General features: G+C 71.5%; 18 protein-coding genes. 8 read left to right on the top strand and 10 right to left on the bottom strand.

All coding sequences use genetic code 11. The features are described from left to right. Window positions 1-19: 19 nt before the first annotated feature. The 4 genes from OHN19_RS35460 (at window position 20) to OHN19_RS35445 (ending at window position 3,522) form a co-directional block, all read left to right on the top strand. Window positions 20-448 (top strand): FMN-binding protein, encoded by a 429-nt coding sequence (locus tag OHN19_RS35460; RefSeq protein WP_330268112.1) that lies wholly within the window; start codon window positions 20-22, stop codon window positions 446-448. A gap of 77 nt (window positions 449-525) precedes the next feature. Beyond that, window positions 526-1,908 carry a ferredoxin reductase family protein gene (locus tag OHN19_RS35455; RefSeq protein WP_330268111.1) on the top strand — a complete coding sequence of 461 codons (1,383 nt, stop codon included), beginning with the start codon at window positions 526-528 and terminating at the stop codon, window positions 1,906-1,908. Window positions 1,909-1,937: 29 nt separating this feature from the next. Further along, complete coding sequence (locus OHN19_RS35450) at window positions 1,938-2,729, top strand: FMN-binding protein (RefSeq protein WP_330268110.1); 792 nt, start codon at window positions 1,938-1,940, stop codon at window positions 2,727-2,729. 55 nt (window positions 2,730-2,784) lie between these two features. Next, on the top strand, window positions 2,785-3,522 hold the full coding sequence (locus OHN19_RS35445; RefSeq protein ID WP_330294134.1) for an FAD:protein FMN transferase: 738 nt from the start codon (window positions 2,785-2,787) through the stop codon (window positions 3,520-3,522). Window positions 3,523-3,611: 89 nt separating this feature from the next. Here OHN19_RS35445 and OHN19_RS35440 read toward each other — a convergent pair whose 3' ends face one another. The 5 genes from OHN19_RS35440 to argC are packed head-to-tail and all read right to left on the bottom strand — an operon-like array spanning window position 3,612 to window position 8,445. Next, window positions 3,612-4,157, bottom strand: a complete 546-nt coding sequence (locus OHN19_RS35440; RefSeq protein WP_020138005.1) for an arginine repressor — start codon at window positions 4,155-4,157, stop codon at window positions 3,612-3,614. Between the two features lie 19 nt (window positions 4,158-4,176). Continuing rightward, window positions 4,177-5,319, bottom strand: a complete 1,143-nt coding sequence (locus OHN19_RS35435; RefSeq protein WP_330269783.1) for an acetylornithine transaminase — start codon at window positions 5,317-5,319, stop codon at window positions 4,177-4,179. A 41-nt stretch (window positions 5,320-5,360) separates the two neighbouring features. Next, window positions 5,361-6,272: an acetylglutamate kinase gene (argB, locus tag OHN19_RS35430; protein WP_330268108.1), complete on the bottom strand. Its 912-nt coding sequence runs from the start codon at window positions 6,270-6,272 to the stop codon at window positions 5,361-5,363. Beyond that, window positions 6,269-7,420, bottom strand: coding sequence for a bifunctional glutamate N-acetyltransferase/amino-acid acetyltransferase ArgJ (gene argJ / locus OHN19_RS35425; protein ID WP_330268107.1), 1,152 nt, complete (start codon window positions 7,418-7,420; stop codon window positions 6,269-6,271). Before argJ ends, argB begins: the two co-directional genes overlap by 4 nt. Continuing rightward, entirely contained in the window at window positions 7,417-8,445 is a 1,029-nt protein-coding gene (gene argC / locus OHN19_RS35420) for an N-acetyl-gamma-glutamyl-phosphate reductase (protein WP_330268106.1), read from the bottom strand. The genes argJ and argC overlap by 4 nt, the downstream gene beginning before the upstream one ends. Before the next feature lie 294 nt (window positions 8,446-8,739). Here argC and OHN19_RS35415 point away from each other — a divergent pair, with 294 nt between their 5' ends. Together OHN19_RS35415 and OHN19_RS35410 are read left to right on the top strand one after the other, a co-directional pair. After that, window positions 8,740-12,576 carry a hypothetical protein gene (locus tag OHN19_RS35415; protein WP_330268105.1) on the top strand — a complete coding sequence of 1,279 codons (3,837 nt, stop codon included), beginning with the start codon at window positions 8,740-8,742 and terminating at the stop codon, window positions 12,574-12,576. Between the two features lie 157 nt (window positions 12,577-12,733). Continuing rightward, window positions 12,734-14,179, top strand: a complete 1,446-nt coding sequence (locus OHN19_RS35410) for a polysaccharide deacetylase family protein (protein WP_330268104.1) — start codon at window positions 12,734-12,736, stop codon at window positions 14,177-14,179. Window positions 14,180-14,231: 52 nt separating this feature from the next. Here the strand turns inward: OHN19_RS35410 and OHN19_RS35405 are convergent, their stop codons facing one another. Continuing rightward, on the bottom strand, window positions 14,232-14,516 hold the full coding sequence (locus tag OHN19_RS35405) for a hypothetical protein (RefSeq protein ID WP_330268103.1): 285 nt from the start codon (window positions 14,514-14,516) through the stop codon (window positions 14,232-14,234). Window positions 14,517-14,600: 84 nt separating this feature from the next. Then, window positions 14,601-17,216, bottom strand: coding sequence for a YfhO family protein (locus tag OHN19_RS35400; RefSeq protein WP_330268102.1), 2,616 nt, complete (start codon window positions 17,214-17,216; stop codon window positions 14,601-14,603). Between the two features lie 183 nt (window positions 17,217-17,399). On the opposite strand from OHN19_RS35400, the gene OHN19_RS35395 reads away from it, so the two are divergent. After that, window positions 17,400-17,840: a carboxymuconolactone decarboxylase family protein gene (locus OHN19_RS35395; protein ID WP_330268101.1), complete on the top strand. Its 441-nt coding sequence runs from the start codon at window positions 17,400-17,402 to the stop codon at window positions 17,838-17,840. 14 nt (window positions 17,841-17,854) lie between these two features. Here OHN19_RS35395 and OHN19_RS35390 read toward each other — a convergent pair whose 3' ends face one another. After that, window positions 17,855-20,332 (bottom strand): alpha-L-arabinofuranosidase C-terminal domain-containing protein, encoded by a 2,478-nt coding sequence (locus OHN19_RS35390; RefSeq protein ID WP_330268100.1) that lies wholly within the window; start codon window positions 20,330-20,332, stop codon window positions 17,855-17,857. Between the two features lie 152 nt (window positions 20,333-20,484). On the opposite strand from OHN19_RS35390, the gene OHN19_RS35385 reads away from it, so the two are divergent. Then, a complete protein-coding gene (locus tag OHN19_RS35385; protein WP_330268099.1) occupies window positions 20,485-20,928 on the top strand; it encodes a DUF6314 family protein in 444 nt (147 codons plus the stop codon). A gap of 91 nt (window positions 20,929-21,019) precedes the next feature. On the opposite strand, the gene OHN19_RS35380 is transcribed toward OHN19_RS35385, so the two are convergent. Together OHN19_RS35380 and OHN19_RS35375 are read right to left on the bottom strand one after the other, a co-directional pair. Then, window positions 21,020-21,613, bottom strand: a complete 594-nt coding sequence (locus OHN19_RS35380) for a histidine phosphatase family protein (protein WP_330268098.1) — start codon at window positions 21,611-21,613, stop codon at window positions 21,020-21,022. 73 nt (window positions 21,614-21,686) lie between these two features. Continuing rightward, window positions 21,687-22,127, bottom strand: a complete 441-nt coding sequence (locus OHN19_RS35375) for a GNAT family N-acetyltransferase (RefSeq protein ID WP_330268097.1) — start codon at window positions 22,125-22,127, stop codon at window positions 21,687-21,689. Window positions 22,128-22,159 lie beyond the last annotated feature (32 nt).

Raw genomic sequence — 22,159 nt, 5'->3', positions numbered from 1 at the left:
AGCTGTGAGGCCGTAGGACATGCACGCGTTGAGGAAGAACCACCCGCTGCGCCGGATCGTGCTGGCGAGCGCCGCGACCGTCTCCGGGGTGGTGCTGCTGCTGTCCCTGAAGCCGCACACCACACCGGCCGCCGTCGTGTCAGCCGGCGCGACCGCCCCCGCCGTCCAGGGCACCCGGACCGTCACCGGCGACTCGGTGCAGACCCGGTGGGGGCCGGTACAGGTCCGGGTCACCGTCAAGGACGGCAGGCTCACCGACGTGACCGCGGTCGTCTACCCCACGGACAATCCACGGGACGAGGAGATCAACAGCTACGCCCTGCCCCGGCTGCGGACTGAGGCCCTCACCGCCCAGAGCGCGGACATCGACACGGTCTCGGGGGCCACTTACACGAGTGACGGTTACCGCCAGTCACTCCAGTCCGCACTGGACTCGGTGAGCGGCTGAACACACCGGCGCCACGGCACGTATCCAAGGACCAAGGGACCACGCCCACCCCCCTTGCCCCCGTCTCCGGAGGAAACGTGACCACGACGCTCGCAGGCGGCCGCGCCGCCCGCCGCCAGACGATGCGCCGCATCCGCCCGCGCCGTTCCCCGGCGACCGTCCTGCTGCTCGCCGTCTGGGCGGGCGCGGCCGGTGTGCTGTGGCTGTGGTGGCACAACACCCCGTCTGTCGCCGACGACAACAGCAAGATCCTCAACGCGGGCCGGATCACCGGTCTGCTGGCGGGCTATCTGATGGCGCTCGTGGTGCTCCAGATGGCCCGGGTGCCCGCGCTGGAGCGCCGGGTGGGATCCGACCGGGTGGCCCGCTGGCACGCGATGAGCGGCCGCTACACGCTCTGCCTGGTCGTCGCCCACGTCTTCCTGATCATGTGGGGCTACGCCCTCCAGGCCGGCAAGGGCCTCGGCGACATCGTCCAGCAGACGACGGACTCCATCAACCAGCTCCCGGACATGGGCAAGGCGGCCATCGGCACGGGGCTGCTGTTCGTCATCGGGCTGATGTCGATCGGCGGGGTGCGCAAGCGGATTCCGTACGACACCTGGTACCACGTGCACCTGCTGACGTACGCGGCGGTCTTCCTGACCTTCTGGCACCAGCTGACCACCGGCAACGACTTCGCGGTGGAACCGGTCGCCAAGACCGTCTGGTACGGGCTGTACGGCTCGGTCACCGCGCTGGTGATCTGGTACCGGATCCTCACCCCGATCCGCCTGAACCTGCGTCACCGCATGTACGTCGAGGCCGTGATCGAGGAGACGCCCGGTGTGGTGTCCGTCCTGATCGGCGGCCGGAAGCTGCACCGGATGGGCGCGGAGGCGGGCCACTTCTTCCGCTGGCGGTTCCTCGCGCCGGGCATGCGGTTCAGCTCCCACCCGTACTCGCTGTCCGCGGCGCCCCGACCGGGCATGCTGCGGATCACGGTGAAGGCGATCGGCGACCACAGCGAGCGGCTGCGCGAACTGGAGCCCGGCACCAAGGTGTGGGCCGAGGGTCCGTACGGCGCGATGACGGCGCAGCGCCGCAGCCGCGGCAAGGTGCTGCTGGTGGCCGGCGGTGTCGGCATCACCCCGATGCGGGCGCTGTTCGAGACGCTGCCGGGCGCGGCCGGTGACATCACCCTGCTGTACCGGGCCAACACCACCCAGGACCTGGCCCTGTGGGACGAGCTCGCCGCCATCGCGGACGAGCGCGGCGCCCGGTTGATGTACGCGGTGAACAGTCCGGACGGGGAGCGCCCGGACATCTCCGCGGAGTCCCTCCAGCGCAAGCTCCCCGACATCGACAAGCACGACGTGTTCATGTGCGGGCCGAACGGCTTCGCGCAGTCCGTGTACGAAGCACTGCGCGGCGCGGGTGTGCCCGCCCGCCGCATCCATCACGAGTCGTTCGAGATGTGAGCGACGGGAATCCAGGAGCTGTTGAAGCGATGAGGAAGTCTCACCCCGTCCGCCGAGTCGTGCTCGCGACGGCCGCCACCGTGTCCGGTGTCGTGCTGATGCTGTCGCTGAAGCCCTCGTCGGACCCGGCGTCCGCCCAGGCGGGCGGCACGCTCCCGCAGCAGACGGCGGCGGCCCAGGAGTCGGCCCAGGGCGGCACGGGGGCTGCCGCCGGCGGCCAGGTCACCGGCGACGTCGTCCAGACGCAGTACGGTCCGGTCCAGGTCCGCATCACCGTCAGCGGCAACAGGATCACCAAGGCCGAGGCGGTCCAGGCGCCCAAGGGCGGCGAGAGCGACGCGAAGACCGCGCTGTCCATCCCGAAGCTCACCCAGGACACGGTCGCCAAGCAGAAGTCCGACGTCGACACGGTGTCCGGGGCGACCTACACCAGCGAGGGCTACAAGAAGTCGCTCCAGTCCGCGATCGACAAGGCGAACCAGGCCGCGTCCCAGGCCCAGCCGTCGGCGCAGCCCTCCCAGCCGGCGGGCGGTGGCGGAGCGGCGGCCGCGAAGACGGTCACCGGCGCGGTCTCCCGGACGCAGTACGGCCCGGTCCAGGTCCGGATCACGGTCAGCGGGGGCAAGATCACCAACGCCGAGGCGGTCCAGGCGCCGAAGGGCGGGACCAGCGACCAGAAGACGGCGCTGTCGATCCCGAAGCTCAACCAGGAGGCCGTGGCGGCGGGCAGCGCGGACATCGACTCGGTGTCCGGGGCCACCTACACCAGCGAGGGCTACAAGAAGTCGCTCCAGTCGGCGCTGGACCAGGCCGGTGGCTGACACGGTGGCCGAGCCGGCACAAGCTCCCGCCGCGGTACGTCACGTGGAGGAGGTCATGGGGACGGTCTTCTCCTTCGACGTCCGCGGCGGGGAACCCGTTGCCGTACAGACGGCGGTGCGGGAGGCGGTGGCGGGGCTGCACCGCGTGAACGAGGTGTTCAGCACCTACCGCGACGACAGCCAGGTCTCGCGCCTGGCCCGCGGAGAGCTGACGGTCGCCGACTGCGACGCCGAGGTCGCCGAGGTCCTCGAACTCGGCGCCGAGGCCGAGCACTTGAGCGACGGCTGGTTCAGCATGCGCTACGAGGGCCGCCTGGACCCGACGGGCATCGTCAAGGGCTGGGCGGTGGAGCGCGCGGCCCGGCAGGTCGCTCTCGCGGGAGCCACCGGAGTGAGCGTCAACGGCGGCGGAGACGTACAGCTGCTGGGGGTACCGGGCCCCGAACGCCCGTGGCGCGTGGGCGTCTCGGACCCGCTGCGCCCCGGCGGCCTGGCGGCGGTCGTCTCGGCAGCGGGAGCGGCGGAGCTGGCGGTGGCGACGTCGGGCACGGCCGAGCGCGGCGCCCACATCGTCGACCCCAGAACGGGCCGCTCGGCGGTCACGGACCTGGTGGCGGTCACGGTAGTGGCCCCCACCCTGACCTGGGCGGACTGCTGGGCGACAGCAGCTTTCGCCATGGGTTCCCGGGAGGGCCTGACCTGGCTGGAGTCCTTGCCGGACGTAGAGGCACTGCTCATCACGGCAGGCGACGAGGTCCTGATCACAGGGGGCTTGGCAGCAAGGCTCGGGTGAGATTTTTAGGGGCGCGGGGCTGTATCGATGTGCGGCTCCGCCGCGTGGGCGCGACCAGCCCCCACAGACCCGCGCCCGACCGACAACCTCTAGTGCCCGTTCTGAGCCAACCGCAACAAATGCTCAGCCAGCGCCTGCCCCCCGGTGGGGTTCCGGCTGATCAGCATCAACGTGTCGTCACCGGCGATCGTCCCCAAGATGTCATGCAGCTCAGCCTGATCAATCGCCGACGCGAGGAACTGCGCCGCCCCCGGAGGAGTCCGCAGCACCACGAGGTTCGCCGAAGCCTCCGCGGAGATCAGCAGCTCCTGCGAGAGCCGCCGCATCCGCTCCTCCTTCGCCGACTCCCCGAGCGGCGCCCGAGGAGTCCGGAAACCCCCCTCGCTCGGCACCGCGTAGATCAGGTCGCCGTCGGTGTTGCGGATCTTCACCGCGTTGAGCTCGTCGAGGTCCCGGGAGAGCGTCGCCTGCGTGACGCTCAGCCCGTCGTCGGACAGCAGCTTCGCCAACTGGCTCTGCGACCGCACCGGTTGCCGATTGAGGATGTCCACGATCCGGCGGTGGCGCGCGGTACGCGTCTGCGGCACGGCGGGCCCGGCGCCCCCGTTGTGCTCGTGCTCCTGCGCATGACTCATCGTCGTCTCATTCTCCGGATCATCCGTCCGCCCTGGCCACGTCCAGGATGCCGGGGAGCGCCTGAAGAAGCGCGTCCGCTTCGTCGTCGCCGAGGTTCAGCGGCGGCATCAGCCGTACGACGTCGGGGGCGGGCGCGTTCAGCAGGAAACCGGCGTCCTGAGCCGCCTGCTGCACCTTCGGCGCGAGCGGCTCGGTGAGCACGATACCCAGGAGCAGCCCGGCACCCCTGACATGGTCGATCGACGGGTGTCCGAGTGACTCGATCCCGTCCCGCAACCGCTCGCTCTGCCGCTTGACGTTCTCCAGCAGGCCGTCGTTCGCGATGGTGTCGAGGACCGCGAGTCCGGCGGCGCAGGCGATGGGGTTGCCGCCGAACGTCGTCCCGTGGTGCCCCGGCTGGAGCAGCTCCGCGGTCCGTCCGAAGGCGACGGTCGCGCCGAGCGGCAGTCCGCCGCCGAGCTGCTTGGCGAGGGTGACCACGTCCGGCAGCACGCCTTCGTGCGCCTGGTACTCGAACCAGTGCCCGGTACGGCCGATGCCGGTCTGCACCTCGTCGAGGACCAGCAGCGCGCCCTTGGCCGCCGTGATCGCCCTGGCGGCCTTGAGGTAGCCGACCGGGGGCACCACGACGCCGTTCTCGCCCTGGATGGGCTCGATGACGACGAGCGCGGTGTCCTCGGTGACCGCGGCGGCCAGGGCCTGTGCGTCGCCGTAGGGCACGTGGGTGATGTCGCCGGGCAGCGGCAGGAAGGGGGTCCGCTTGGCGGGCTGGCCGGTGAGCGCCAGGGCGCCCATGGTCCGGCCGTGGAAGCCGCCGTCGGTGGCGACCATGTGGGTGCGTCCGGTCAGCCGGCCGATCTTGAAGGCGGCCTCGTTGGCCTCGGCGCCGGAGTTGCAGAAGAAGACCTTGCCGTCCCGGCCGAAGAGCTGGAGCAGCCGCTCGGCGAGGGCGACGGTGGGCTCCGCCATGAAGAAGTTGGAGATGTGGCCGAGGGAGGCGATCTGGTGGCTGACCGCTTCGACGATCGCGGGGTGCGCGTGGCCGAGCGCGTTGGTGGCGATGCCTCCGACGAAGTCGAGGTACTGGTTGCCCTCGCTGTCCCAGACCTTGGTGCCCGCACCGCGGGCGAGGGGCAGCCGGGGGGTGCCGTAGTTGTTCATGAGCGAGCTCTGCCACCGCTGGGAGAGCTCCTGATTGTCCGTCACTTCGCGTCCCCCTCTTGTCCGTCGGGCACGACCATGGTGCCGATGCCCTCGTCGGTGAAGATCTCCAGCAGGATCGAGTGCTGGACCCGCCCGTCGATGACCCGGGCCGTGGTCACGCCGTTGCGCACGGCGTGCAGACAGCCCTCCATCTTCGGGACCATGCCGGAGCTCAACTCCGGCAGCAGCTTCTCCAGTTGGGAAGCCGTGAGGCGGCTGATCACCTCGTCGCTGTGCGGCCAGTCCTCATAGAGGCCCTCGACGTCCGTGAGGACCATGAGAGTCTCCGCTCCAAGCGCAGCAGCGAGTGCCGCAGCCGCCGTGTCAGCATTGACGTTGTAGACATGTCCGTCGTCCTGGCTCCGGGCGATCGACGAGACGACCGGGATCCGGCCGTCGGCGAGCAGTGCCTCGATCGCGCCCGTGTCGATCGCGGTGATCTCGCCCACCCGCCCGATGTCGACCAACTCGCCGTCGATCTCGGGCTGGTGCTTGGTGGCGGTGATGGTGTGGGCGTCCTCGCCGGTCAACCCGACGGCGAGCGGCCCGTGTTCGTTGAGGAGGTTGACCAGCTCGCGCTGCACCTGCCCGGCCAGCACCATCCGTACGACGTCCATGGCGTCCTCGGTGGTGACGCGCAGGCCGGCCTTGAACTCGCTGACGATGCCGTGCTTGTCGAGGGCGGCGCTGATCTGCGGGCCACCGCCGTGCACGACGACCGGTTTGAGCCCGGCGTGGTGCAGGAAGACGACGTCCTGGGCGAAGGCGGCCTTGAGGTCCTCGTCGATCATGGCGTTGCCGCCGAACTTGATGACGACGGTCTTGCCGTTGTGGCGGACCAGCCAGGGCAGCGCCTCGATGAGGATCTGGGCCTTGGGGAGCGCGGTGTGCTTCCGCGTGGGGCTGCTCATGACGAGTACGCGCTGTTCTCGTGGACGTAGTCCGCGGTGAGGTCGTTGGTCCAGATGGTGGCGGTCTCGGAGCCGGCCGCGAGGTCGGCGACGATGTGCACCTCGCGGTAGCGCATGTCGACCTTGTCGCGGTCCTCGCCGACGCCGCCGTTCTTGCAGACCCAGACGCCGTTGATGGCGACGTTGAGCCGGTCGGGCTCGAAGGCGGCCTTGGTGGTGCCGATCGCGGAGAGCACGCGGCCCCAGTTGGGGTCCTCGCCGTGGATGGCGCACTTGAGGAGGTTGTTGCGGGCGATGGAGCGGCCCACCTCGACGGCGTCGTCCTCGGAGGCCGCGTTGACCACCTCGACCTTGATGTCCTTGCTGGCGCCCTCGGCGTCCCGGATGAGCTGCTGCCCGAGGTCGTCGCAGACCTGCCGGACGGCTTCCGCGAACTTCTCGTAGGCCGGGGTGACTTCGGAGGCGCCGGAGGCGAGGAGCAGCACGGTGTCGTTGGTGGACATGCAGCCGTCGGAGTCGACGCGGTCGAAGGTGGTCCGGGTCGCGGCCCGCAGCGCCTTGTCCAGGGTCTCGCTGTCGAGGTCGGCGTCGGTGGTGAGGACGACCAGCATGGTGGCGAGGCCAGGAGCGAGCATGCCCGCGCCCTTGGCCATGCCGCCGACCGTCCAGCCGTCCTGGGTGACGACGGACGTCTTGTGCACGGTGTCGGTGGTCTTGATGGCGATGGCGGCCTTCTCGCCGCCGTGCTCGCTCAAGGACGCGGCCGCTGCTTCAACTCCCGGCAGCAGCTTGTCCATCGGGAGCAGGACGCCGATGAGTCCGGTGGAGGCGACGGCGACCTCGCCCGCGCCGATCTCCAGCACCTCGGCGACCTTCTCGGCGGTGGCATGGGTGTCCTGGAAGCCCTTCGGCCCCGTACAGGCGTTGGCGCCACCGGAGTTGAGGACGACCGCGGTCAACTCACCGCTCTTGAGGACCTGCTCGGACCACAGCACGGGAGCGGCCTTGACGCGGTTGGAGGTGAAGACGCCGGCGGCGGCGCGGCGGGGCCCGGTGTTGACCACGAGGGCCAGGTCCGGGTTGCCGTTCTCCTTGATTCCCGCGGCGATGCCCGCCGCCTGGAATCCCTTGGCTGCCGTGACGCTCACGGTGCGACTCCGATCGTGGAAAGACCGAGCTCCTCGGGGAGTCCGAGGGCGATGTTCATGCTCTGGACGGCACCACCGGCGGTGCCCTTGGTCAGGTTGTCGATGGCGCTGATCGCGATGATGCGACCCACGGCCTCGTCGAGGGCGACCTGCACCTGAACGCCGTTCGAACCGTAGACGGACGCCGTGGCGGGCCACTGGCCCTCGGGGAGCAGGTGGACGAAGGGCTCGTCGGCGAAGGCCTTCTCGTAGGCGGCGCGGACGGACTCGGCGGTGACGCCGGGCTTGGCCTGGGCGCTGCACGTGGCGAGGATGCCACGGGGCATCGGCGCGAGGGTGGGCGTGAAGGAGACGTTCACCTTCGAACCGGCCACCCCGCTGAGGTTCTGGACGATCTCCGGCGTGTGCCGGTGACCGCCGCCGACGCCGTACGGCGACATGGAGCCCATGACCTCGCTGCCCAGCAGGTGGGGCTTGGGCGCCTTGCCCGCGCCGGAGGTGCCGGAGGCGGCGACGATCACGGCCTGGTTCTCGGCGAGGCCCGCGGCGTAGGCCGGGAACAGGGCGAGCGAGGTCGCGGTCGGGTAGCAGCCGGGCACCGCGATGCGCTTGGACCCCTCCAGCGCGGTGCGGGCACCCGGCAGTTCGGGAAGGCCGTAGGGCCAGGTGCCGGCGTGCGCGGAGCCGTAGAACTTCTCCCAGTCGGCCGCGTCCTTGAGCCGGAAGTCGGCGCCCATGTCGACGACGAGGACGTCCGGGCCGAGCTGCTCGGCAACGGCGGCGGACTGGCCGTGGGGCAGGGCGAGGAACACGACGTCGTGTCCGGCGAGGACGTCGGCCGTGGTCTCCTGGAGCACCCGGTCGGCCAGCGGCAGCAGGTGGGGCTGGAGCGAGCCGAGTCGCTGGCCGGCGTTGGAGTTGCCGGTCAGGGCGCCGACCTCGACCTCGGGGTGCGCCAGGAGCAGCCGCAGGACCTCACCGCCCGCGTATCCACTCGCTCCGGCCACTGCCGCACGTACCGCCATGTCATCCTCCTCCTGGATGGCATGACTATACGTTTCGCTGCACGTTTATGCAACCACATGCATAGGACCTGGCCCGGGGGCGCCGACGAGCGCCGGCGGCGAAGAAGGGGCGCGGTCAAGTCCGTGACCGTGAAGGTGTCGTACGACAGCGGCCGTACGGTCAGGTGACGTGACCCGCACGCCACCGGGCATTCCCCTGGGCGGTCTCACAGCTCGGGCAGGATTGCGGCGGGATGGGCAGATACATAGCTTGTACGCCTGTTGTACGAGTTGCTGCACGTGAGAGGTGTCCCGGTGGGACGACGTGAGAAGCCGGTCGATCCCGACGCCGGTCCCGTCCAGCGGTTCGCGCACGATCTGCGGGTCCTTCGGGTGGGGGCCGGCAAGCCGCCGTACCGGGAGATGGCCGAGCGGGCGGGCTACTCCGTCACCGCGATGTCCCAGGCCGCGGCCGGTGACGCCCTGCCGTCCCTGGCCGTGGCGCGGGCGTACGCCGAGGTGCTGGACGCCGACCCGGACGTGTGGGAACGGCGGTGGCGGGAGGCGGACGCCGAGCTGCGGGTGCCCGCGCCGGACGAGAGGCCGCCGTACCGGGGACTGGCCCGTTTCGAGCCCGGCGACAGCGATCTGTTCTTCGGCCGGGACACGCTCGTCGCCGAACTGGTGGAGCTGGTGCGCGAGCACCGGTTCGCGGCGGTGTTCGGGCCGTCCGGCAGCGGCAAGTCGTCGCTGCTGCGGGCGGGACTGATTCCGGGGTTGCGGGAGGCGGCGGGGGCCCGGCGGCCGGCGGTTGTCCGCGTGCTGACCCCTGGGGACCGGCCCGCGCGCACGCACGAGAAGGCGCTCGTCCCGCGCGACGACGACGGGGAGACCTGGGTGATCGTCGATCAGTTCGAGGAGTTGTTCACCCTCTGCGCGGACCGCGCGGAACGCGACCGGTTCCTGGAGCTGCTGCTTTCGGCCCGACGCCCGGAGAGCCGGCTGCGGGTGGTGATCGCGGTCCGCGGTGACTTCTACGGCCACTGCGCCGACCATCGCGAGCTCGCCGCGGCGGTCTCCCGGGCCGGTCTGCTGGTCGGGGCGCCGAGCCGGGAGGAGCTGCGCGAGGTGATCACCGGCCCGGCCGCCTCCGCCGGCCTGAACGTGGAGCGCGCGCTCACCGCCCGGATCATCGACGAGGTCGTCGACCGGCCCGGCGCGCTGCCCATGCTCTCCCACGCCCTGCTGGAGACCTGGCACCGCCGCCGGGGACGGCTGCTGACCCTGGCGGCGTACGAGGAGACGGGTGGCGTCCGCGGTGCGATCGCCGCCACCGCCGAGGACGTGTACGGAAGGCTTTCGGCGGAGCAGCGCCGTGCCGCTCGGCGCATCCTGCTGCGGCTGATCGCGCCCGGCGACAGCACGGCCGACACGCGCCGTCCGGCGTCCCGCGCCGAACTCGGCAGCGGGGCGCGGGAGGTGCTGGAACGCCTCGCCGCCGCCCGTCTGGTCACCCTGGACGGCGACACGGTGGAGCTCGCGCACGAGGCGCTGATCACCGGCTGGCCGCGCCTCGCCGGGTGGATCGAGGAGGGCCGGGACCGACTCCGTGCGCAGCGCCGGCTCGGCGAGGCGGCGCGCGGCTGGGAGGAGCTGGGACGCGACCCCGGCGCGCTGTACCGGGGCACGCGGCTGGACCGGGCCGAGGAGCTGTTCGCCCGGCAGGAGCCCGTCGCCCCGCAGGAGCCCGTCGCCCCGCAGGAGCCCGTCACCCGGCAGGAGCCCGTCGCCCGGCCGCACGACGACGACCGTCTGAAGCCGTCGTACGACGATCTCGGGCCGTCGGACGACGAGCTCACCGGCCTGGAGCGGTCCTTCCTCACCGCTTCCCTCACGGCCCGGAGGACCGAGCGGGAGGCCGAGACCCGCACCGCGCGGCGGACGCGTTCCCTGACCGTCGGTCTGTCCGTGTTCCTCGTCCTCGCGCTGGCCGCCGGCCTGGTGGCCTGGCAGCGCGACCGGGTGAGCGAGGCGGAGGCCGCCAAGGCCGCCGCCCGGCGCCTGGCCACCGTGGCCGACAGCCTGCGCTCGACCGATCCACGCACCGCCGCCCTGCTCGGGGTCGCCGCCTGGCGGATCGCCCCGCTCACCGAGTCCCGCTCGGCGCTGCTGGGCGCCGTGGCGCAGCCGGAGCGCGATGCCTTCACCGACCCCCGGACCGGAAAGGACGTCCGGCGTTTCCTCACCGACGGCGGCCGGACCCTCCTCAGCGTCGACGGCAGCACGGTGACCGCCCGGAACGTGGCCACCCACAGGCTCACCGCCGGCTACCACCTGCCGGGCGGGACAGAGGTGGGCGACGTCGGTCCCGGTTCCCGGTACCTCGACGTCATCGGACCGGACGGGGGCGACACGCTGTGGAACCTCCCGCTGGGCAGATCCGCGGCCGAACTGGGCGAAGCCTCCATGCACGGCGGAGCGCCCGACGGCAGCGCGTATCTCACCGGGCCGCCGGACGGCCCGGGCACGGTCCGGCTGCACCGGACGGCCGACGGCAAGGTCCTCTTCAGCACCGGCCTCACCCGCACCCTCTCCTCGGCGGCCGTCGGCCCCGGCGGCCGCCTGCTCGCCCTCTGTCCCGCCGAAGGGCCGCTCCAGTTGTGGGACACCGCCGCCGGCAAGCGCCTGCCGGGGGCCTGGGAGAAGGCGGACAAGACCCTGTGCGGCACCGGCTCCGGCGCGGACGGCGGCGCGCGGCTGCTGCGGTTCAGCGCGGACGGCAGGCGGCTGGCCGCCGCCTACGGCACGGCGGCCATGGTCTGGGACGTGCGCGGGGGACGCGCGCTCGCCGACTTCGCCAGTGGCGGGGTCACGGGCTTCACCCAGGCCGCTCTCTCCCCCGACGGCGAGTTCCTGGCCACGGCGGACGACCACGAACTCGCCGTGTGGCGCCTGGCCACCGGTGGCACACAGGTCTTCCGCCGCCCCCTCTCCAAGGACGCGGCCACCGGGCTGACCTGGGACCCGGGGGAGCCTCGTCTCCTGCGCTACCTCGACGGCGCCACGGTCCACACCTTCGACCTGGCCGACCGCCTCACCCCGCGGTGGCAGGGCACTCCGGCCGACGCGGGCGTGCTCAGCCCGGACGGCGTCACCCTGGCCACGGTCACCCGGTCCGGCAACGGCTACCGCCTCGAGCTGCGTTCCACGCGCACGGGTGACGTCCTGGCCCGCGCGACGCTCGGCGCGCTGCCGAGCATGTCCGACGAGAACGTCCCCCGGCTCGCCTTCAGCCCGGACAGCGGCACGCTGGCCGTCGCCGACACCGTGTCCTCGAACGGTTCACTGCGACTGCGCTCCACCATGTGGGATGTACGGACGCGCCGGGTGCGAGCGGCCCTCGTCACCTCCGGCGCGGCCGACCGTCCGGCCGTCGCCCTCGCCCTGGGACCCGACGGCCGCAAGCTGCTGGTCGTCCGCGCCACCGCCGACAGCTACACGACGGAGGTCTGGGACACCCGCGACCACCGGCGATCCGGGACCGTACATGGGCTCTCCGGCGAGGAGTTGGCCGTACGCCCGGACGGGGGTCTGCTCGTGAGTTCGGACGACCAGTACGCCGATCCGGGAACCGGCAAGGTCACCGGGCGCGCGCTCGCCGACGGCCGGGAGGTCACCGCGCTGGCGTTCAGCCCCGACGGCTCCCGGCTCGCCGTCGGTGACTCCACCGGGCACGTCACGCTGTGGGACGGCGAGGTCCGGCACCGTACGGGCGCGCTGACCGGTACCTCCGACACGGCCACCCAGGGCGAGCCGGAGGCGGTGGGGGCGCTCGCCTTCTCCTCCGACGGCGGCACGCTGGCCGTGGGCGGCACGAGGGGGACCCTGCGGCTGTGGGACGTGGAGGGACAGCAGCTCCTCGGGGCGGACCTGCCCACGTCCGGCGACGAGATCCGCTCCCTCGCCTTCGCCGAGGACGGCGGCACGGTCTACGCCGGCACCCCGCATGTACCGCTCCAGCGTCTCCCCATCGCACCGGACCAGGCCGTCCGCACCATCTGCGGCCGCACCGGCGGCGGCCTGACCGAGGCGCAGTGGCGGACCTACGTCCCTGACGCGCCGTACGAGAACGCGTGCACCAAAAGCGGATGAGGTTGCTGAAACCGGAAGAAACGTCTGGGGGCCGGATTGTTCAGGGTGGCTCTGTGCGTCGCTGAAAAATGCCTCTGACCTGGACGATCAGTGACCAGAACGACCGCGGCGCCCCGTCGGCGGCGTCCGGACATCCCCTCAGTCAGGTTCTGGTCTCATGCGCACTCACACCCTCTTCCCCTCGCTCATCCTGCTCGGCGCCCTCTCCTTCACGGCGGCCTGCTCGTCCGGGTCGGACGGCTCCTCGGGTACGGCATCCGGCGCCGCCCGCCCCGGGGCCGCCCCCACCCCCTCGCCGCTCCGCAGCGTCGATCCGTCGAAGATCAAGGGGCTGGAGATCGTCAGCGACAGCAGCGAGCAGAGCTCCTGCCCCTTCGCGACGAGCTACCCGGACGTGCCCGGGGCGGAGGCGATGACGGCCGCGATGAAGAAGGACGTGGACGAGCGCCTGGCCGGCTTCCGCTCAGTGGTCTGCGAGGAGGAGTCGGGCGGCGCGGAGGGCCGTGAGCTCAACATCAGCCATCAGTTCCTGGTCGCCTCCGGCGACGTCCTGGGCGTCCGGCTCAGCACCCAGGACCACAGTGGTCCCGGGTCCGGGCTGTCGACCAGGACGTACTGGTACGACGGCGAGGCCGGCGCGTACCGCACGGCTCTCGGCCTCGTCGCCGGCGACTCCCGGGACGCCTTCTTCGCCGCGCTGAAGGATCAGCTCAAGGGGCGCGAAGGTGTCGACGCCGCTGCCCTCGACAACACCTTCTCCGACCCGGCCTCCCGCACCGCCGCCCTGGACGACATGGCCTTCACCCCCCACGGCGGACTGCGAGTGACCTTCGACCGCGGCGAGGTGGGTGTCCCGGCCGCCGGGACCTACATGGTGACCTTCCCCGAGGAGACGATCACCCCCTGGCTGTCCGCGTTCGGACAGCGTGTCCAACGGCAGACCATGACACCGAGCGGTTCGCTCGACCTGGGGGCAGGGCACATCCCCACGCCCGTCACCCCCACCCACACCGCGTCCGGCGACGACGACACGGACTGCAAGAAGGTCACGTGCATCGCGCTGACCTTCGACGACGGACCGGCGGCACCGGAGACCGCGACCCTGCTGACCTCCCTGGCGCGGTACGACGCCCGCGCCACCTTCTTCACCGTCGGCCAGAACGTCGCCGCCCACCCCGAGCTGGTCCGCGCCGAGGCCCGCGCCGGACACGAGGTCGGCAACCACTCCTGGAACCACCCCGATCTCACCAGGCTCACCCCCGAGCAGGTGGCCTCCCAGCTGGGCCGCACCAGCGCCGCCGTCAAGGCCGCGACCGGCAAGGCCCCCACCCTCTTCCGCCCGCCCTACGGTGCGGTCAACGCCCGGGTGAAGGCCGCGACCACGCTCTCACCGGTGCTGTGGGACGTGGACACCGAGGACTGGAAGTACCGCGACGCCGACAAGGTCGCCCGGACCGTCATCGACAAGGCACAGCGCAACGACGTCGTCCTCATGCACGACATCCACCCCACCTCGGTCGCCGCGGTCCCACAGATCCTGCGCACCCTGACCGCCCGCGGCTACCACTTCGTCACCGTCAGCCACTTGCGCGCCACCCTCTGAACCCACAACGCAGCCGCACTCGGCATCGCCGACAAGACTCCGGCTCAGGCTGTCACTCACGCACCGTGAGACGCAGGAAGAAGTACACGCTGAGGAGCGAGAGCACGATGCTCGGCGGCAGGAGTATCGAGTCCCAGAGGAGCCGATGGGTCGAGGGGACGCCGGAGAGCGCCCCGATGCCCATTCCGGCGCTCAGCAGCAGAACGGGCAGCGCCGTTCCCTGCGGGGGGTCCTTCCAGCGACCGACTCGCGCGAGGGCGAGCGAGCTGATGCCGAGGCCGGACGCGGCGACGGCGAACAGGAAGAGGTGACTGGCGTCGAGTCCACGGCCGCTCATGTCCCAGGGATACAGCCGTCGACTCCACGCTTCCACAGCCGTCGCACCAAATGATCGCCAAGGTCATGCATGGCGACAGCTGAGTCACCGTAGGCGTCCCGTGTCCCTTCGTCGGCGCACCGCGCTGAAGGTGCCGAGTCCGGCGAGTGAGGTGAGCGCGGAGGCGCCGATCGCCGTCCCCAGGCGCAGGCCGGGCGGGTGGAAGGAGCAGGTGACGCTCGTCGATCTGCCGTCGAGGGGTACGGCGATCAGGCCGTGGTACTGCTTCGCGGGGACCGCGGTCGCGTCACCGGCGGCGCAGCGCCAGCCCGCGATCCGGGGGGCCGCGACGACGGCCACGCCCTTGCTGCCCGCCGGGAGCTCGGCGTGGATCGTGCCGCCGGAGCCGGAGACGGTGACCTCGGTGGCGCCGGTGGCCCGGAGGTGTCGTACGGCGGAGCGCAGCCGGCCGGTGTCCAGGCAGCCGACCGCCTGGTCCGGTACGACCCCCATCCGGTTCGGGGTCAGCTCGATGGCCAGGTGCCCGGAGGCCGGGACCGTGCCGAGCGGTTCCATGGCGGCGATCTTGGTGACGGGCCAGTCGGCCCTGAACCGGCCGGTCGGGCCATGGGCCGCGAGGCCGGCGAGTCGTGCGGTGCCCGCGAAGTGCGGCGCCCAGAGGTGCACCTCGCTGCCCGCCGGGCAACGGGCGGTGATCGTCGCCTTCCCGCCCACCCGCACGCCCTGCCGCTGGTCGGTGCTGCGGTCCGCCTGCTTCCCGGCACCGTTCAGGACGGTGACGCGGGGCACGGTGTAGACCCGGGCGCCCAGCAGGAGCTCCTGGTTGCGGTACGGCGACGGCCCGAAGGCGCCGGTCGCGGCGGACGGCCGTACCGTCACCAGGGGCGGTACGGCCTCCCTGGTCACCGTCACCCGGCTGCCGTCCTGCGGGAACCAGTTCTGGTGCGGGTCCGGTGGCGAGTGCACCCGGGCGCCCACGGAGAAGATCGCGTCCGTGACCGCGTTGTCCAGGCTCTGCACGCTGCGGCCGCCCGAGGTCCAGCCGTACCCGAGCGCGGTGAGCGTGGTGCTGAACACGGCGGAGGTGTGGCTGCTGTAGTACTGGGCGCCCTGGCCGCCGACCTCCAGCGGGTCGTTGCCGACGGTCTGCTCCCGGCCCGGGTCGGTGCGGTAGCGGGGCCAGCCGTCGGCCCGCGCGATCGCGTCCGCCTGGTCCTGCTGCCGGTCGCCCCACAGGGCGTAGTCGTCCATGTGCCCGAGCCGCATCCGGGTGGCCGCGGCGGAGGTGGCGGTGGCCTCGCCGACCTGCGTACCGATGAGCAGGACGGCGGCGAGGGCGGCCGGGGCCGTGCGCAGGAGTGGGCGCCGGCGGCCGAGGAGGAGCAGTCCGAGCAGCGCGCCGAGGACCGCCGTCAGGAACACCGGCCAGGCGAAGGAACGCACCAGTGGGCTGCCGCTCGCCACCACCGCGACGAGCGCGAGGAGCCCGGCCGCCGTTCCGAGCGCCCGCCGGTCGAGGCGGCCGTACGACAGCGAGTGCCAGGCGGCGATCACCAGCAGGGCGCAGACCACGAAGGTCTGGCGGTACGAGCTGCCCTGCGGGGCGGCGAAGGCGTGCCAGAGCAGGTGGGTCGGGCCCCACTGCATCGACAGGGTCACCAGCACCACCAGCAGCGACCATCCGGCGCGCACCCGGCGGGGGGCCGCCCGGTGGAAGGGCAGCGCGAGGGCGAGCAGCAGAGCGGTGGTGCCGACGAAGAGCGCCGGGGAGCCGAAGCTGTACGTCGTCGGCAGCAGCCGGGCCAGCAGGTCCTCCGTGCCCACCCGGGCGAACCGCGTGAAGCGGCCCTCGGAGGCGTGCGCGCTGCCGAAGTACACGACCGTGACCAGCGGCGCGGCGAGGCCGATGCCGAGCGCGAAGGTCAGGACGCCCCGGCCCGCGGCGATGGCCCTGCGGCGGGCCGGGAGGTCGGCCAGGCACAGCCGCAGCAGGAACACGAGGGCCGCGGCGAGGGTGGCCATGTAGGCGGTGTAGAAGTTGGCGATCCAGGCGGCCGTCACGACCAGCACCCCGAGGAGCGGGCGCCGCCCGTTCAGGACCCACTCGCCGACCAGGCAGAGCAGCGGCAGGGCGATCAGCCCGTCGAGCCACATGAGGTTGTACGAGGCGGTCGCCACGGTCCAGCCGCACAGGGCGTACGACGCACCCAGCAGGCCGGCCGCCCACCAGGGACCGGGGCGCAGGCGCAGCAGCAGCCACGTCATGGCCGCCGCGGCGCACGCGATCTTCAGCACGGTGATCACGTACACCGCGAGGTCGATCTCGTCGCGCGGGAACACCGCCACCAGCGGGGCGAACGGACTGGTGAGGTAGGTGCCGAGGTCGGGCAGGAAGCCGGCACCGTACCCCGACTGCCAGTTGACGAGGAGCCCACCGGCACCGCGCCCGTGCAGCAGGTCCCACAGGTGCGCGTGGAAGGGGACGTACTGGTTGCCCAGATCGCTGACGTTGCGGGTGCGCGGGCCGAAGGGATAACTGCGCGCGACGGCATCGGCCGCGCAGAGCACCACGAGGGTGATCGCCGCCGCGAGCAGGGCGGCCTGCCCAGGGCCGGGCGGTCGCCCCGGCGGAGGTTCGGGGGTGAGGCGGACCGGCTGGTCGTGCGCGGTCTTCGGTTCGGGCGGGACGGTCGGTCGCACGCCCTGTTCGCTGGTCAATTCAAGCCCCCGTCCGGGGCGTTCGCCCCGTGCGTCGTCACTGCGTCGATTTAGACAGGGGGTGCATACGGTTGGTTGTCCGACCGCCGATGGCGGTGAAGTGAATTCCGTACGACCCGCAGGCGACGGAGGCCGAGGGAGACCGTGCGGACGGAAGGAGCTGACATGAGCGAGAGCACCACCCGCGAGGAGCGTTTCGCGCGGGGCCTGGAGATGCTCGGCAGCGTCAACCCCGAAGTGGGACAGCTGGTCGTCGACTCGCTCGCCGACGTCAGCCCGGAGATGGGTCACCAGCTCGTCGCCTGGGGGTTCGGCGAGATCTACTCGCGGCCGCAACTCGTGCCCCGGGACCGGCAGTTGGTCACGCTGGGCATGCTCACCGCGCTGGGCGGCTGCGAGGCCCAGCTGGAGGTGCACGTTCACACGGCCCTGAACGTGGGCCTGACCGCCGAGCAGATCGCCGAGGCGCTGCTTCAGTCGGCCGGCTACTGCGGCTTCCCCAGGGCCCTGAACGCCATGGCCGTGGCGAAGAAGGTCTTCGCCGAGCGTGGGCTGCTGCCGGTCGGACAGCAGCCCACGACGGAGGGACCGGGCGCGTCTGCCTGACCCTCAGGACACGGCTACTTCCGCCCGATCCTCAGGAAGGTGACCGAGTTCGCCGGGAAGGTGTACGTGAACTTCCCGGCGACCCCGTCGAAGGTGGACCTGACCGGCGCGACCGCTGTCGACGTCTCGCTGTTCACGGCGTCGGGGGCGGCCGCGAGCGTGGTCACCCGGGCCCTGGACGCGACCTTGGCGCCGCCCAGGTCGATCGCCGTACGGGCCGCCGAGTCCTGCGCGTTGACGACCTTGACGATCAGCTCACCGGTCTTCTGGTCCCTGGTGACGACCTGGCGGAACGGCTCGGCCGGTTTGTCGTCCTTGAAGCTGCCCCACTCCTGGCCGTCGAGGTAGAGGGTGACCTGGCGGCCCCGCACCTTGATGTCGATGTCGTAGGCGCGGCCCGTCTCGACCGAGCCCGCCTTGGAGATCAGCGTCGACTTGCCGCCGTCCACGGCCTGTTCCACGGCGGTCTGGGTGTTGTTCCAGCCGCCGATGTTCCACCAGTAGAAGTTGCCGGTGTCCTTCACCCCGAACGCGACCAGGAAGCCCTCCTTGCCGGACTTCTTCACCGCCTTCACCCGCAGGTCGTAGTCGTGCCAGCTCGGGTCGCCGGCCGAGACCATGGTGTTCTCGGCGTTCACGTCGGTCTGCACGTACTGGCCGTCCTGGACGCTCCAGCTGCCCCCGCCGGTGTGGGTCCACTGGGAGGCGCCGGAGGAGAAGTCGTCGGTGAGCAGCGTCCGGCCGTCGGCGTCCGTGACCCGCACGTCGTCGTACGCCGCCGTCGTCGCCCAGGTCGACAGGCCCACCGCGCCGCTGATCGGGGCGAGCAGCGAGGGTGTGCCGGTGGCCGTCGAGGGCACCACGCGGTCGCCGACGTTGTTCATGAACAGCTTCTGGACCTCGTAGTTGGCGGAGTTCCAGGAGGCGTGGTTGTTGAACCAGATCAGGTCCGGGCGCCACTGGACGTAGTCCTCGTTGGCGAACAGCGGGGCGTAGGAGGCGAGTTTGACGACGTCGGCATTGCGCTCCAGGCCGGTCATGAACGCGGCCTCGGTGAGGCCGTTCTTGAAGGTGTTGCCCTGGGACGCGTACTCGCCGAGGAAGACCTTCGGGCCGCCTCGGTCGTAGGAGTCGTAGCGGTCGTTGTTCTGGAGGAACCACTGGGGGCTGTTGTAGTAGTGCTCGTCGACCATGTCGACCTTGGCGTCCCGGTTGAGCTGCCAGGCCGTGTCGAAGGTCGTCCCCGAGTCGTCCGGGCCGGAGTTGGAGATCACCTGGATGTCCGGGTACTTCGCCTGGATGGCGGCGCGGAACTCCTTGAAGCGGGCGAAGAACTCGTTGGGCAGGTTCTCCTCGTTGCCGACCTCGATGTGGGTGAGGTGGAAGGGCTTGGGGTGGCCCATCCTCGCCCGTACCTTGCCCCACGTGGAGCTCGCCGGGCCGTTGGCGAACTCGATGAGGTCGAGGGTGTCCTGGATGTGCCGCTGGAGCAGTGCCTCGTCGACGACGGCCTGGTTCTGGCCGCAGCCGGTCACCAGGGCGGGGACGACGGGCAGCGGCATGGCGCCGATGTCCTCGGAGAGCCGGAAGTACTCGTAGTAGCCGAGGCCGTAACTCTGGTTGTAGCCCCAGAAGTTGGCGTTGGTGGCGCGTGTCTCGACCGGTCCTACGGTGTCCTTCCACTGGTAGGACCGCTTGCGCTGGTAGCCGGAGGCCTCGCTGTAGTCGTCCATCGAGCCCGTGTTGACCAGGCAGCCGCCGGGGAAGCGCACGAAGCCCGGGTGCAGGGCGGCGATCTTCTCGGCGAGGTCCTTGCGCAGGCCGTTGGGCTCGCCGCGGTAGGTGTCACGCGGGAAGAGGGAGACCATGTCGAGGGCGGCCGCCCCCGGGGAGGCCACGGTGAGACGGCCGTTGCTGCTGGTCCGGGTCGCGGTGAGGGTGAGCCTGTACTGGGTCCAGCCGCTCCTGGTGACGGCCGCCGTGCGGGCGGTGGCGAGCGAGCCGTCGGTGTCCTGCAACGACACCGTGAGAGCCGTACGGGCGTCCGCGCGGGCCCACACCGAGAAGTCGTACTTCTTGCCGGCCTCGACGTGGATGCCGGTGTTGTATCCGGCGTTCGTCACGGAGGAACCGGCGCCCAGGGAAAGGTAGTTGCGGTTCCGCTCGTTCAGGCGGCCGCCGTCGTTCACGACCTGTGCGGTGCCGTCGACCGTCCACGAGGTCAGCGGGGTGTACGAGGTGTTGTCGGCGGTGGAGTACTCGAAGGACCTGTTCTGCACGAGCTCGGCGTACAGACCGCCGTCGGCGGCCCGGTTGATGTCCTCGAAGAAGACGCCGTACATCGTGTCGTCGATCCTCGCGCCCCGGGCGGTCGGGTCGACGGTGATCGCGTAGTCGGTGACGTCCTCGGCGTGGGCGGGGGCGGGGATCATTCCGGCCGCCACGAGGAGGGCGGTGGCGCTGAGACCGAGTCTCCAGCGGGTGCGTGACATGGATACTCCGCGGCTCTGTCGACGTGGGGTTCTAACGAAGTCGGGTTCGAAATATCGGACATTGATCAGCACATCGAACGGCAACATAGGGAGGGGGATTCCGGAGCGTCAACGGGTCGCGCGGTACCGAAAGTGTCGGAAGTGAGGGACGCATGAGCGGGTTCTGGCCAGTGCCGGACGTACTGGCGTATCTGGCCGGGGACTGGCGGACCGAGCGGACCGTGCGGGATCTGGCGAGCGGGGCCGAGGGCGAGTTCTCCGGCACCACCGCTTTCGGCCAACTGGAGGGCGGCGGGCTGCTGTCCAGGGAATCCGGCACCTTCGTCTGGCAGGGCGTGCCGCGCCCCGCCGAGCGGACGCTCCGGTTCCTGCCGGGCGCGACACCGGGCACGGCGGACGTCCGCTTCTTCGACGGACGGCCCTTCCACGACCTGGACCTGGCCTCCGGCCGCCATGTCGCCGACCACCCCTGCGTGGCGGACCTGTACCGCGGGGAGTTCACGGTCCTGGCCCCGGACCGCTGGCGCACGGTGTGGCGGGTCGGCGGCCCGTCGAAGGACCTGGTCCTGACGACCGACTACGCACGGGCCCCCTGACGACCGACTACACACGCGCCCCCTGACCACGGCCTACACACGGGCCCCTTGACGAACGCCACGAGTGCGGGCTGAGCCTCCCTGCCACGGCCTACGCGCGCGTGGGCTGCTCCGAGACCCCCTCGAAGCGCAGGTTCCAGCGGCCGGCCCGGCCGGTCACCGAGATGGCCGACATGGGGCGTACGTCGATGTTCCAGTAGGTCGACGGCGGTGCCTTGAGGACGTAGACCAGGGCGGCACGGACCACGGACGGCTCCGCGACGGCGACGACCCGGCCGCCGTCCTCCACCGGCCGGGTGTCGAGCCACTCCCCCACCCGGGAGATGAACGCGAGCAGCGACTCACCGCCGTGCGGGGTCGCGCGCGGGTCGGCGAGCCAGGCGTCCACGGACTCCGGCTCCCGGGCCATCGCCTCGCCGAGGGTCAGCCCGCGCCAGCGCCCCATGTCACAGTCCCGCAGAGCGAGTTGGACGAGGGGCGAGTAACCGAGGGCGTCCCCGGTGGCACGGCTGCGGGGCGTGGGCGAGCAGTACCGCAGCTCGGCCGCCGCGAGCGGCAGCAGGTCGTGCGCCACGCCCAGCACCTGGTCCCAGCCGGCCTGGTCGAGCGGACGGTCGTCCTCGAACCGCTCGGCGAGCAGCGAGGAGCTGCGCGCGGCGGCGACGAACGTGACCCGAAGTTGCATGCGGCGATCGTGAGCCGCGAAAGTGCGCAGGTCAAGAGGCGTTACCGGGGATTTACCCTGGGTGCGCGCGGGCTCACCGGTCGGAGGTCAGCGCCATCCAGATGTCCGGCTGGGCCAGCGGGGCGAACCCGAGCTTCTCGTACACCCCGTGCGCGTCACGGGTGGCGAGCATGATCCGCCTCAGCCCGTACGGCCGCAGGTGTTCCCGTACCGCCCCGACGAGCGCCACCCCGATCCCCTTGCCGCGCACGGCGCGGTCCACGTAGACGTCGCAGAGCCAGGCGAAGGTGGCCATGTCGGTGACCACGCGCGCGTAGGCCACCTGCTCCCCCGAAGCCGTGTCGTACACGCCGAAGTTGAGGGACCCGGCGATCGCCCGGTCCTGCTTCTCGCGCGGTCGCCCGATCGCCCAGTAGGCGTCGGTCGACAGCCAGTGGTGCACCCGCCCGGCGTCGAGGCGGTCGGGGTCGGTGGAGATCTCGTAGCCCCCGGGGAGGGGCGGGGTGTCGGTCATGCGGGGAGATTCCCAGGTCAGGGCCGTCGGCG

Origin of the sequence: Streptomyces griseorubiginosus, assembly GCF_036345115.1 — a bacterium.
GTDB classification, from domain to species: domain Bacteria; phylum Actinomycetota; class Actinomycetes; order Streptomycetales; family Streptomycetaceae; genus Streptomyces; species Streptomyces griseorubiginosus_C.
This window is presented reverse-complemented; position numbering and strand designations above follow the sequence as displayed.